This window comes from Pseudomonas sp. MPB03 (assembly GCF_046605385.1).
In the GTDB taxonomy this organism is placed as follows: domain Bacteria; phylum Pseudomonadota; class Gammaproteobacteria; order Pseudomonadales; family Pseudomonadaceae; genus Aquipseudomonas; species Aquipseudomonas zanjanensis.
This window is the reverse complement of the sequence record NZ_CP176770.1, coordinates 454,640-469,068: the sequence shown is the minus strand read 5'-3', so window position 1 is coordinate 469,068 and position 14,429 is coordinate 454,640. Positions and strand designations below refer to the sequence as shown.

General features: G+C 61.4%; 2 protein-coding genes. One reads left to right on the top strand and one right to left on the bottom strand.

Annotated features, from left to right (window positions below; genetic code table 11):
* Positions 1 to 18 precede the first annotated feature (18 nt).
* The gene (locus ACLH0I_RS01970) at positions 19 to 1,368 is read right to left on the bottom strand and encodes a TolC family outer membrane protein (protein ID WP_122565123.1); all 1,350 of its coding nucleotides are present in this window, start codon (positions 1,366 to 1,368) and stop codon (positions 19 to 21) included.
* Positions 1,369 to 1,725: 357 nt separating this feature from the next.
* Here ACLH0I_RS01970 and ACLH0I_RS01965 point away from each other — a divergent pair, with 357 nt between their 5' ends.
* Positions 1,726 to 14,394 (top strand): retention module-containing protein, encoded by a 12,669-nt coding sequence (locus ACLH0I_RS01965; RefSeq protein ID WP_411386149.1) that lies wholly within the window; start codon positions 1,726 to 1,728, stop codon positions 14,392 to 14,394.
* Positions 14,395 to 14,429 lie beyond the last annotated feature (35 nt).

The following is a 14,429-nucleotide window of genomic DNA, read 5'->3' as shown; positions in this document are numbered from 1 at the left end:
TAAAACGGCTGGTAGGACTCAATTCATCCCAGGCAACTGGACCTTGGGTTTCACGTCGTTCTGCACAACCGATGCCAACGGCGCGACCACACCCTGGCTTTTCAACAACTGGCCCATGGTTGCCTTGATCCGGTACTGGGTGAACAGCTGCACATTCTTGATTTCCGCCAGGCGACGGGAAGCGCTGAACAGCTCGTTTTCGCTGTCGAGCAAGTCGAGCAGCGTGCGTTCGCCGAGGCTGAACTGCTTCTGGTAGGCGGTGCGCACGTTGGCGCTGCGGTCCACGTATTGCTGGGCGACCGGCACCTGGGCATTGGCGTTGTTCAAGGCGTTCCAGGCCAGGCCCAATTCTTCGTTCAACTGGCGCAGCGCGTTGTTGCGGATGTCCAGGGCCTGGTTGGACAGGTACGACTTGGATTCCAGGTCGGCCTTGTTGCTGCCACCGGCATACAGGTTGAAACGCATGCGCAGCATGGCTTGCCATTCATTGTTGTGACCGTTCTGGCCGTCCAGGTCGTTGTCGGCGGTGCGACCCAACTCGGCGTCGAAGCGTGGGTAGAAGCTCGATTTGGCGGCTTCATACTGTTGCTCGGCGGCAGCGATGTCGGCTTCGGCCGAACGCAGCACCGGGCTGTTTTCCAGCATCTGGGCGCGGGCTTCGGTCAGGTTGGCCGGCAGCAATGCCAGAAAATCGGCAGGACGCTCCAGTTGATCGGGCAGTTGGCCGACGGCGCTGAGGTAGTTGGTCTCGGCATCGGCCAGGTTGGTTTGTTCGGTGATCAAGTTGTTGCGAGCCTGGGCCATGCGCGCTTCGGCCTGGTCCAGGTCAGCGCCGCTGCCCACGCCACGGGAAGTGCGCAGCTTGATCTGGTCGAAGATGCGTTCATGGCTCTTGAGGTTTTCCTCGGCCAGGCGCACGAACTCACGACGGGTCAGCACGTCCAGGTAAACCTGGGCCACTGTCAAACCGGTGCGCTCGGAGGCGTCCAGCAACGAATAGGCACGGGCATTGACGGTGGCTTGTTGACGCCCGACTTCGCTGGACGTCGCAAAACCGTCAAAAACCATTTGCGACAAGCGCAGGCTCGATTCGCTGCGGTTCAGGGTTTCCCAATGGTTATTACCGCCCGAACGGGTGGTGACACTGTCGGTGCCTTCGCGGCCATATCCGGCTGCAAGGTCCACTCTAGGCAGGTAGCCGCCCTTGGCCGCCTTGAGTTGGTAATCCGCCGCGAGACGACTGTTCACGCCGGCCTGGATTTCAGGATGGACATCCAAAGCCTGTTGCATGGCCTGCGGCAAGGTTTGTGCTTGTACGAAACTGGCGGCGAGGGCGAAGGGTAAAGCCTTGAGCAGGTGCGAACGCATGGTTGGATTATTCCCAGAACTCTTGTCTTGAATCACAGCGAAACGTGGCGCTGCATCGGATGATGGCAACCGGAATGACCGTATGTCGGAAAGTTCAAAACAGGAGCAGGAACACGCACTGAAAGAACAGGTCGCCGCTTAAATATCAATGTGACATTACGTTGGCAATTGTTTAGGATGGCCAGCAGAAGGTCAATAGTTTGGCACAAACAAAAATGATCGGAAAAACAGCCAAAATATTGACAAAGAAAAGCGTCAAATAACCTTACCTTGTACACATGAACGTCCAGACCGCTGCTGCCTAAAAGCCGCCGGGTCCATGGAAGTCTACTGAGCGTGGCACCCGGAGAGTCTTCAATGAGCAGTGTTATTGCCGTTGTCAAAAGCATTGTTGGTCAGGTTTTCGTCGTATCCCCAGAGGGCATCCGGCGCGTACTCATTGAAGGCGATCGCCTGAACGTAGGCGACCAGTTGGACACCGGCCCTGCCGGCGCCGTCACATTGGAGCTGGCCGATGGCCGCACCCTGGACCTGGGCCGCGACACCCAGTGGAGCGCCAATGCTCCGGACTCGTCCACTGACCTGGCACAAGCCACCGCCCAAGCCGCGCCGTCGGTAGAAGAACTGCAACAAGCCATCGCCGCGGGCGTCGACCCGACGACTGCCCTGGAAGCCACCGCCGCCGGCGCCACTGCCGCAGGTACGGGGGGCGCCGCTGGTGGCGGCCACAGCTTTGTGGTGCTGGATGCCACCGCCGGCAGCGTCGACCCTACCGTCGGTTTCCCAACCGAAGGCCTCGCTGCGGCGGCGGCCACCGATGACAACATCCTGGGTGGCGATACCACGGCCGATACGACCGCCAACGCCGTGCTCAATGCGACCATGACCCTGAGCGCCACGCCGACCCTGACCGAGGCCGGCGGCGTGCTGGTGTACACCGCGACCGTGACCCAGGCGCCGCAGACCAACCTGACCGTAACCTTGTCCAACGGCGCGGTCATCGTGATCCCGGCTGGCCAACTGACCGGCAGCGTCAACGTTCCACTGGCGCCGAACGACACGGTCTACAACGACCCAAGCCAGATCAGCGTGACCGTCACCGGCACCACCGGCGGCACCGGCATCGCCGTGACCGTGCCCACTACGCCGGCCGTGACTCAGATCACCGACACCGTCGACACCACCACTGTCACCCTGAGCGCGGGCAATACGGTCACCGAAGGCGGCCAGATTACCTACACCGCGACGCTGACCAACCCGGCCCAGACTCCGGTGACCGTGACCTTGAGCAACGGCTCGGTCATCACCATTGCTGCTGGCCAAACCACCGGCACTGTCAACGTTGATACGCCAGCCAATGACGTCTACAACAACGGCAGTACCGTCAGCACCACCATCACCGGTGCGACCGGTGGCAACTTCGAAAACCTGGTGCCGAGCACGGCGCCTGCGGTCACCACGATTACTGATTCGGCGGATGCCACTGGCCTGACCTTGACCGCCAGCAACACCATCACCGAAGGCGGCCAGATCACCTACACCGCGACGCTGACCAACCCGGCCCAGACTCCGGTGACCGTGACCTTGAGCAATGGCTCGGTCATCACCATTGCTGCTGGCCAAACCACGGGCACCGTCAACGTCGATACACCGACCAATGACGTCTACAACAACGGCAGTACCGTCAGCACCACCATCACCGGTGCGACCGGTGGCAACTTCGAGAACCTGGTGCCGAGCACGGCGCCTGCGGTCACCACGATTACCGATTCGGCCGACACCACCGGCCTGACGCTGACGGCCAGCAATACCATCACCGAAGGCGGCCAGATTACCTACACCGCCACCTTGACTAACCCGGCCCAGACGCCGGTGACCGTGACCTTGAGCAATGGCTCGGTGATCACCATTGCTGCTGGCCAGACGACCGGCAGCGTTAACGTCGAGACGCCAGCCAATGACGTCTACAACAACGGCAGCACGGTCAGCACCACGATTACCGGCGCAACCGGCGGTAACTTCGAGAACCTGGTCCCGAGCACTGCGCCTGCGGTCACCACCATCACTGACTCCGCCGACACCACTGGCCTGACGCTGACGGCCAGCAATACCATCACCGAAGGCGGCCAGATTACCTACACCGCCACCCTGACCAACCCGGCCCAGACGCCGGTGACCGTGACCTTGAGCAATGGCTCGGTGATCACCATTGCTGCTGGCCAAACCACTGGCACTGTCGCCGTTGATACGCCTGCCAATGACGTCTACAACAACGGCAGTACCGTCAGCACCACGATTACCGGCGCAACCGGCGGTAACTTCGAGAACCTGGTGCCGAGCACGGCGCCTGCGGTCACCACGATTACTGATTCGGCGGATGCCACTGGCCTGACCTTGACCGCCAGCAACACCATCACCGAAGGTGGCCAGATCACCTACACCGCCACCTTGACCAACCCGGCCCAGACTCCGGTAACCGTGACCTTGAGCAATGGCTCGGTCATCACCATTGCTGCTGGCCAAACCACGGGCACTGTCAACGTTGATACGCCTGCCAATGACGTCTACAACAACGGCAGCACCGTCAGCACCACCATCACCGGTACGACCGGTGGCAACTTCGAGAACCTGGTGCCGAGCACGGCGCCTGCGGTCACCACGATTACTGATTCGGCGGATACCACTGGCCTGACCTTGACCGCCAGCAACACCATCACCGAAGGCGGCCAGATCACCTACACCGCCACCTTGACCAACCCGGCCCAGACTCCGGTGACCGTGACCTTGAGCAACGGCGCGGTGATCAACATCGCTGCCGGTCAGACGACCGGGACCGTCAACGTCGAGACACCGGCTAATGACGTCTATAACAACGGCAGCACGGTCAGCACCACGATTACCGGCACAACCGGCGGTAACTTCGAGAATCTGGTGCCGAGCACGACGCCTGCCGTTACTACGATCACCGATTCGGCCGATACAACCGGCCTGACGCTGAGCGCCAGCGAAACCATCACCGAAGGCGGCCAGATCACCTACACGGCGACGCTGAGCAACCCGGCCCAGACCCCGGTGACCGTGACCTTGAGCAACGGCGCGGTGATCAACATCGCTGCCGGTGCGACCACCGGCACCGTCGCCGTGGATACACCCGCCAACGACGTCTACAACAACGGCAGTACCGTCAGCACCACTATTACCGGTGCGACGGGTGGCAACTTTGAGAGTCTGGTGCCGAGCACTGTGCCTGCGGTCACTACGATTACCGATTCGGTAGACCCTACTACCGTGACGTTGACTGCTACGCCAACCGTGAATGAAAACGGCACCATCACTTACACCGCGACCCTGACCGGTGCCGATGGCAAGCCCGTCACCGCGCAGAACGGTCCGGTGACCGTGACGCTGGAAAGCGGCAAGACCATCACCATCGCTGCTGGCGCTAGCTCGGGCACGCTCGATGTCGCTGTGGGTAACGACGTTTACCAAGGTCCGACCACCGTCACCGAAAGCATCAGTACCGCCACTGGCGGCAACCTCGAAGCTATCGCGCCAAACACCGCTCCGGTCAGCACCGTAGTCAGCGATGTCAACGACACCACCACCGTGACGTTGACCGCTACGCCGACCGTGAACGAAAACGGCACCATCACCTACACCGCGACCCTGACCGGTGCCGATGGCAAGCCCGTCACCGCGCAGAACGGTCCGGTGACCGTGACGCTGGAAAGCGGCAAGACCATCACCATCGCTGCTGGCGCTAGCTCGGGCACGCTCGATGTCGCTGTGGGTAACGACGTTTACCAAGGTCCGACCACCGTCACCGAAAGCATCAGTACCGCCACTGGCGGCAACCTCGAAGCTATCGCGCCAAACACCGCTCCGGTCAGCACCGTAGTCAGCGATGTCAACGACACCACCACCGTGACGTTGACCGCTACGCCGACCGTGAACGAAAACGGCACCATCACCTACACCGCGACCCTGACCGGTGCCGATGGCAAGCCCGTCACCGCGCAGAACGGTCCGGTGACCGTGACTCTGGAAAGTGGCAAGACCATCACCATCGCCGCTGGCGCAAGCTCGGGTACGCTCGATGTCGCTGTGGGTAACGACGTTTACCAAGGTCCGACCACCGTCACCGAAAGCATCAGTACCGCCACTGGCGGCAACCTCGAAGCTATCGCGCCAAACACCGCTCCGGTTAGCACCGTGGTCAGCGATGTCAACGACACCACCACCGTGACGTTGACCGCTACGCCGACCGTGAACGAAAACGGCACCATCACCTACACCGCGACCCTGACCGGTGCCGATGGCAAGCCCGTCACCGCGCAGAACGGTCCGGTGACCGTGACGCTGGAAAGCGGCAAGACCATCACCATCGCCGCTGGCGCAAGCTCGGGCACGCTCGATGTCGCTGTGGGTAACGACGTTTACCAAGGTCCGACCACCGTCACCGAAAGCATCAGTACCGCCACTGGCGGCAACCTCGAAGCTATCGCGCCTAACACCGCTCCGGTCAGCACCGTGGTCAGTGATGTCGATGACACCACCACCGTGACGTTGACCGCTACGCCGACCGTGAATGAAAACGGCACCATCACTTACACCGCGACCCTGACCGGTGCCGATGGCAAGCCAGTTACCGCGCAGAACGGTCCCGTGACCGTGACGCTGGAAAGCGGCAAGACCATCACCATCGCCGCTGGCGCAAGCTCGGGCACGCTCGATGTCGCTGTGGGTAACGACGTTTACCAAGGTCCGACCACCGTCACCGAATCGATTGACTCGGCATCGGGCGGTAACCTGGAAGCCATCGCTCCAAACACTACGCCAGTTAGCACTGTGGTCAGCGATGTCAACGACACCACCACCGTGACGTTGACCGCCACGCCGACCGTGAATGAAAACGGCACCATCACCTACACCGCGACTCTGACTGGTGCCGACGGCAAGCCAGTTACCGCGCAAAACGGTCCGGTGACAGTCACGCTCGAAAGCGGCAAAACCATCACCATCGTCGCCGGCGCGAGCTCAGGCGAATTGGACGTGACGGTCGGCAACGACGTGTACCAAGGTCCGACCACCGTCACCGAAAGCATCAGTACCGCTACTGGCGGCAACCTCGAAGCCATCGCGCCTAACACCGCTCCGGTTAGCACCGTGGTCAGCGACGTCAACGACACCACCACCGTGACGTTGACCGCTACGCCGACCGTGAACGAAAACGGCACCATCACCTACACCGCGACCCTGACCGGTGCCGATGGCAAGCCCGTCACCGCGCAGAACGGTCCGGTGACCGTGACTCTGGAAAGCGGCAAGACCATCACCATCGCTGCTGGCGCTAGCTCGGGTACGCTCGATGTCGCTGTGGGTAACGACGTTTATCAAGGTCCGACCACCGTCACCGAATCGATTGCCTCGGCATCGGGCGGTAACCTGGAAGCCATCGCGCCTAACACTGCGCCAGTCAGCACTGTCGTTAGCGATGTTGACGACACCACCACTGTGACGTTGACCGCCACTCCGACCGTGAATGAAAACGGCACCATCACCTACACCGCGACCCTGACCGGTGCCGACGGAAAACCCGTCACCGCGCAGAACGGTCCGGTCACCGTGACGTTGGAAAGCGGCAAGACCATCACCATCGCCGCCGGCGCAAGCTCGGGTGCATTGGATGTAGCCGTTGGCAACGATGTGTACCAAGGCCCAACGACAGTTACTGAGTCGATCAAAGATGCATCCGGTGGCAACTTGGAGGCCATTGCTCCAAACACCGCCCCAGTTAGCACCATCGTTAGCGATGTCGACGACACCACCACCGTGACGTTGACCGCTACGCCAACTGTGAACGAAAACGGCACCATCACTTACACCGCAACCCTCACCGGCGCCGACGGCAAACCGGTTACCGCGCAAAACGGTCCCGTGACCGTGACCTTGGAAAGCGGCAAGACCATCACCATCGCCGCCGGCGCAAGCTCGGGTGCATTGGATGTAGCCGTTGGCAACGATGTGTACCAAGGCCCAACGACAGTTACTGAGTCGATCAAAGATGCATCCGGTGGCAACTTGGAGGCCATTGCTCCAAACACCGCCCCAGTTAGCACCATCGTTAGCGATGTCGACGACACCACCACCGTGACGTTGACCGCTACGCCAACTGTGAACGAAAACGGCACCATCACTTACACCGCAACCCTCACCGGCGCCGACGGCAAACCGGTTACCGCGCAAAACGGTCCCGTGACCGTGACCTTGGAAAGCGGCAAGACCATCACCATCGCCGCCGGCGCAAGCTCGGGTGCATTGGATGTAGCCGTTGGCAACGATGTGTACCAAGGCCCAACGACAGTTACTGAGTCGATCAAAGATGCATCCGGTGGCAACTTGGAGGCCATTGCTCCAAACACCGCCCCAGTTAGCACCATCGTTAGCGATGTCGACGACACCACCACCGTGACGTTGACCGCCACTCCGACCGTGAATGAAAACGGCACCATCACTTACACCGCTACCCTGACCGGTGCCGACGGCAAGCCAGTTACCGCACAAAACGGCCCGGTCACCGTGACGCTGGAAAGCGGCAAGACCATCACCATCGCAGCCGGTGCAAGTTCGGGTACGCTCGATGTCGCTGTGGGTAATGACGTTTACCAAGGTCCGACCACCGTCACTGAGTCGATCAAAGATGCATCCGGTGGCAACCTCGAAGCCATCGCGCCTAACACCGCTCCGGTTAGCACCGTGGTCAGCGATGTCAACGACACCACCACCGTGACGTTGACCGCCACTCCGACCGTGAATGAAAACGGCACCATCACTTACACCGCTACCCTGACCGGTGCCGACGGCAAGCCAGTTACCGCACAAAACGGCCCGGTCACCGTGACGCTGGAAAGCGGCAAGACCATCACCATCGCAGCCGGTGCAAGTTCGGGTACGCTCGATGTCGCTGTGGGTAATGACGTTTACCAAGGTCCGACCACCGTCACTGAGTCGATCAAAGATGCATCCGGTGGCAACCTCGAAGCCATCGCGCCTAACACCGCTCCGGTTAGCACCGTGGTCAGCGATGTCAACGACACCACCACCGTGACGTTGACCGCCACTCCGACCGTGAATGAAAACGGCACCATCACTTACACCGCTACCCTGACCGGTGCCGACGGCAAGCCAGTTACCGCACAAAACGGCCCGGTCACCGTGACGCTGGAAAGCGGCAAGACCATCACCATCGCAGCCGGTGCAAGTTCGGGTACGCTCGATGTCGCTGTGGGTAATGACGTTTATCAAGGTCCGACCACCGTCACCGAATCGATTGACTCGGCATCGGGCGGTAACCTGGAAGCCATCGCTCCAAACACTACGCCAGTTAGCACTGTGGTCAGCGATGTCAACGACACCACCACCGTGACGTTGACCGCCACGCCGACCGTGAATGAAAACGGCACCATCACCTACACCGCGACTCTGACTGGTGCCGACGGCAAGCCAGTTACCGCGCAAAACGGTCCGGTGACAGTCACGCTCGAAAGCGGCAAAACCATCACCATCGTCGCCGGCGCGAGCTCAGGCGAATTGGACGTGACGGTCGGCAACGACGTGTACCAAGGTCCGACCACCGTCACCGAAAGCATCAGTACCGCTACTGGCGGCAACCTCGAAGCCATCGCGCCTAACACCGCTCCGGTTAGCACCGTGGTCAGCGACGTCAACGACACCACCACCGTGACGTTGACCGCTAATCCGACCGTGAATGAAAACGGCACGATCACTTACACCGCGACCCTGACCGGCGCCGATGGCAAGCCAGTTACTGCGCAAAACGGTCCGGTGACAGTCACGCTCGAAAGCGGCAAAACCATCACCATCGTCGCCGGCGCGAGCTCAGGCGAATTGGACGTGACGGTCGGCAACGACGTGTACCAAGGTCCGACCACCGTCACCGAAAGCATCAGTACCGCTACTGGCGGCAACCTCGAAGCCATCGCGCCTAACACCGCTCCGGTTAGCACCGTGGTCAGCGACGTCAACGACACCACCACCGTGACGTTGACCGCTAATCCGACCGTGAATGAAAACGGCACGATCACTTACACCGCGACCCTGACCGGCGCCGATGGCAAGCCAGTTACTGCGCAAAACGGTCCGGTGACCGTGACGTTGGAAAGTGGCAAAACCATCACCATCGCCGCCGGCGCAAGCTCGGGTGCGTTGGATGTAGCCGTCGGCAACGATGTTTACCAAGGCCCAACCACCATCACCGAATCGATTACCTCGGCATCGGGCGGTAACCTGGAAGCCATCGCTCCAAACACCACGCCAGTCAGCACTGTGGTTAGCGATGTCAACGACACCACTACCGTGACGCTGACCGCCACGCCGACCGTGAACGAAAACGGCACCATCACCTACACCGCCACCCTGACCGGTGCCGACGGCAAACCCGTCACTGCGCAGAACGGTCCGGTCACCGTGACGTTGGAAAGCGGCAAGACCATCACCATCGCTGCCGGCGCGAGCTCAGGCGAATTGGACGTAGCAGTCGGCAACGACGTGTACCAAGGCCCAACCACCGTCACCGAGTCGATCAAAGATGCATCCGGTGGCAACTTGGAAGCCATCGCCCCAAACACCGCGCCAGTTAGCACTGTGGTCAGCGACGTCAACGACACCACCACCGTGACGTTGACCGCTAATCCGACCGTGAACGAAAACGGCACCATCACCTACACCGCCACCCTGACCGGTGCCGATGGCAAGCCAGTTACCGCGCAAAACGGTCCTGTGACGGTCACGCTCGAAAGCGGCAAGACCATCACCATCGCAGCCGGCGCAAGCTCGGGTGCGTTGGATGTAGCCGTCGGCAACGACGTCTACCAAGGCCCAACCACCGTCACTGAGTCGATCAAAGATGCATCCGGTGGCAACCTCGAAGCCATTGCTCCGAACACCGCGCCAGTCAGCACCGTGGTCAGCGACGTCAACGACACCACCACCGTGACATTGACCGCTAATCCGACCGTGAACGAAAACGGCACCATCACCTACACCGCGACCCTGACCGGTGCCGACGGCAAACCCGTCACTGCGCAGAACGGTCCGGTGACCGTGACGCTGGAAAGCGGCAAGACCGTCACCATCGCCGCCGGCGCAAGCTCGGGCGCGCTGGATGTCGCGGTTGGCAACGATGTGTACCAAGGCCCAACCACCGTCACCGAGTCGATCAAGGATGCATCCGGTGGCAACCTCGAAGCCATCGCAGTCGATAAGACCGGCGCGTCGACGGCCGTGGGCGACACTGTCGACAACACCAGCGTCAGCATCACCGGCAGCACATCGGTCACCGAAGGCCAAGCAGCGACCTACACCGTCAGCCTGACGAACCCGGCGCAAACCGAGGTAACGCTCAAGATCGTCTACAGCGGCACCGCCGCCGACGGCACGGACTTCACCGGCGTCTACACCGTGAAGATCCCGGCCAACGCCACCAGCGCGACCTTCAACGTGGCGACGCTGGACGACAAGATCACCGAAGGCACCGAAAACTTCGTGGTCCGGATCGACTCGGCCACCGGTGGCAACTTCGAGCACCTGGCGGTCAGCGGCACCAATGGCAGCGTCAGCACCTCGATCATCGACAACGATGCACCGCCGGTACTCGACCTGGACGCCAACAACTCCAGCGGCAAGACCGGTGCCGATTACCAAGTGACCTTTACCGAAGGCACCACCGGCCCGGGCGTGTCGATTGGCGACACCGACCTGAAGATCACCGACCCGGACAGCACCCTGCTGACCGGCGCCACCATCGTGCTGACCAACCGTCAGCCTGGCGATCATCTGAACCTGGGCAATAGCGTCAACGGCATCAGCATCAACGCCAACAGCACCGACGGCAAAGTCGTCCTGACGCTGACAGGCAATGCAACGCTGGCCGACTACATGCAGCAGATCAAGAACATCAGCTTCATCAACAACAGCGAAGATCCGAGCACCGTACCGCGCGTCATCACCGTGACGGTGACCGACGGCACGAGTTATTCCAACACGGCGACCACCACCGTGAACGTGGTCGGGGTCAACGACGCACCCGTAGCCACCGGTGGCGCGGTGACCGGTACCGAAGACACTTCACTGGTCCTCGGCTGGTCGACGTTCGGCATCAGCGACGTGGACAGCGCCGCCGCCAGCCAAGGTGTGAAAATCACCGGGCTGCCGGGTGACGGCAAGTTGCAGTACCTGGACGGCGCAACCTGGAAGGACGTGGCCAACAACCAGACCTTCACCAAGGCGGACATCGACGCTGGCAAGCTGCGCTTCACCCCCGATGCCAACGAATCCGGTGCCAACGGCAACCCGGCGGGCGTGGGCAATCAAAAGGCCGACTACGCGCAAATCAGCTTCCAGCCAACCGACGGCCAGACGCTGGGCAATACCGGCACCGTGAAGATCGACATCACGCCGGTCGCCGACGCACCGAGCCTCAACGTGGCCGGCAACAACGTGACCTCCACCGGTTTGATCAAGGAAGTCTGGACCGGCCTGTCGGGCCTGGGCACCGATGGCAGCGGCGCGCCGTCCGGCACGCTCAAGTCGGTGATCGATGCCGCCGGCACGCCGAACAGCAGCACCAATGTGAGCAACGTTCAGAACGACGGCAACGTCAATCCGGGCACCGCGTCGAAAACTTCAGGGCTGATTTTCCTCGAGGCCGGCAAGACCTACACCTTCAGCGGCACGGGCGATGACAGCCTGCTGGTGACCATCGGCGGCAAGACCGCCGCGGCAACCACGTGGGGTGCGGGCGGTCAGTTGAACGGTTCGTTCACGCCAACCGCAAGCGGCTACTACACCCTGGACATCTACCACCACAACCAGACCGGACCGGGCAGCTACGACGTGAACCTGTCGGTCAACGGCAGCACGCCAGTGGACCTGAGCAATGCCGGCGTGCCGCTCTACACCGGTGTGACCGACCTGGCGAACGCGGGCGTGACCGTCTCCGACCTGCACGGCACCAACGGCGAAGGCTACTACGACGGCTTCAAGCTCAACGAAGGCGCCGAAGGCACCAGCGTGCACCTGTCGAAGATCACCACCGCCCTGACCGACACCGACGGCTCCGAAAGCCTGAGCGTGAAGATCGGTGGCATTCCGGAAGGCAGCGTACTGACCGACGGCGCCGGCCATACCGCGACCGTGGGCAGCAACGGCGAAGCCTCGGTCACCGGCTGGAACCTGGGCAGCCTCACCCTGACCCCACCGACCTACTACCACGGCCAGTTCAACCTGACCGTGACCTCGACGTCCACCGAAGCCCTTGGCGGCTCGGCGGTCAGCACGGCGCAGATTCCTGTCACGGTGTATCCGGCCACTTACAACGCAATCACCGCCACGTCCGGTAGTGACAATGTCACGGGGACCGATGGCAACGACATCGTGGTCGCCGACATCGGTGGGCTGACCGTCGTGCCAGGGGTCAACTACAACATCGCCTTCATGGTCGACAGCTCCGGCAGCATGAGCGACTCGTCCGTCGCCGCCGCGAAGAACTCGTTGACCCAAGTGTTCAACACCCTCAAGCAGAGCCTGGGCAGCAACTCAGGGACTGTGAACATTTTCCTGGCGGACTTCGATAACCAGGTCAACAAGAACGTTGCAGTCAACCTCAACGATCCGAACGCGCTGACACTGCTCAAGAACGTGCTCGACTCGATGGTGTCCGGCGGCAATACCAACTATGAAGACGTATTCAAGACCACCGCAAACTTCTTCAACAGCACCCAGGCCCTGAGCAATACCGGCGCGAAGAACCTGACGTATTTCATCACCGACGGTGAGCCAACGCGCTATCAGTCCGGCGAACAGCCGAACCCAGTGTTGTACGGCACCGTCAAGCTCGACGACGTCCTGAGCGCGGCCAACTACACCGTTGGCAAGTACTACACCCAGACGATCGACAGCACACACAAATTCACCATCGAAGAAAATGGGGACATGTACCTGTCCATCAAGAACGGCAAGAATTGGAATGAAAACTACGTCGGCACGGTGCATGCCGAGGGTAATGGCACGTTCGAGTTCTCCAACCAGGCCGGCGGCTGGTGGGGCGACTCCTCGGCAGCAGACGGCTCAACGGCCAGCTTCACGCTGCTCAAAGGTCTGAGTAACGTTGAAGCGATCGGCCTGAACAACGGCGTCACCCTGTCCGATCTCGCCCCCTACGATTCGGATGGCAAGCCGCAAACCAACATCGACCCGAGCAACCTGGCCAACTCCATCATCGGCCACACCGAAGCGACCCTGCCGGGCGCCGATACGGTCAACGGAGGCGAAGGCAACGACATCCTGTTCGGCGACCTGGTGAGCTTCAATGGTGTTGCGGGTGAGGGCTACCAGGCCATCCAGGCCTTCGTCGCCAAACAGAGCGGCGTGGACGTCAGCAAGGTCACCACCAGCAACGTGCACCAGTACATCACCGAGCACTACACCGCGTTCGATGTGTCCGGTGCCCACGATGGCAACGACACCCTGCTGGGCGGCGCCGGCAACGACATCATCTTCGGCCAGGGCGGCAACGACACCCTCGACGGTGGCAAGGGCAATGACATCTTGCTGGGTGGCACCGGTAACGACACTCTGATCGGCGGCCAGGGCAATGACACCCTGATCGGCGGCCTGGGGGGCGATACCTTTGTCTGGAAGTCCGGCGACACCGGCACCGACGTGATCAAGAACTTCAACGCCGGCGAAGGCGACCGGATCGACCTGCGAGACCTGCTGCAAGGTGAAACCGGCAGCACCATCGACCACTTCCTGAAAATCAGCACGATCGATGGCGTGTCGTCGCTGCAGGTCAGCACTTCCGGCCAGTTCAATGGGGCCAACGGTGCCGCGGCGACGCCGGACGTGACGATCAAGCTCGAGGGCAACAACTGGTCGAACGTGAACCTGAACTCGTTGATCGCCGGTAGCGACCCGACCATCAAGGTCGATCACAACAACAGCTGAAGCTGACACAAACCCGTCGCGAGGGAGCTTGCTCC

Excerpts from the sequence above, each read along its gene's own strand:
- ACLH0I_RS01970 (WP_122565123.1), bottom strand. The coding sequence starts at position 1,368 with ATGCGTTCGCACCTGCTCAAGGCTTTACCCTTCGCCCTCGCCGCCAGT.
- ACLH0I_RS01965 (WP_411386149.1), top strand. The coding sequence starts at position 1,726 with ATGAGCAGTGTTATTGCCGTTGTCAAAAGCATTGTTGGTCAGGTTTTC.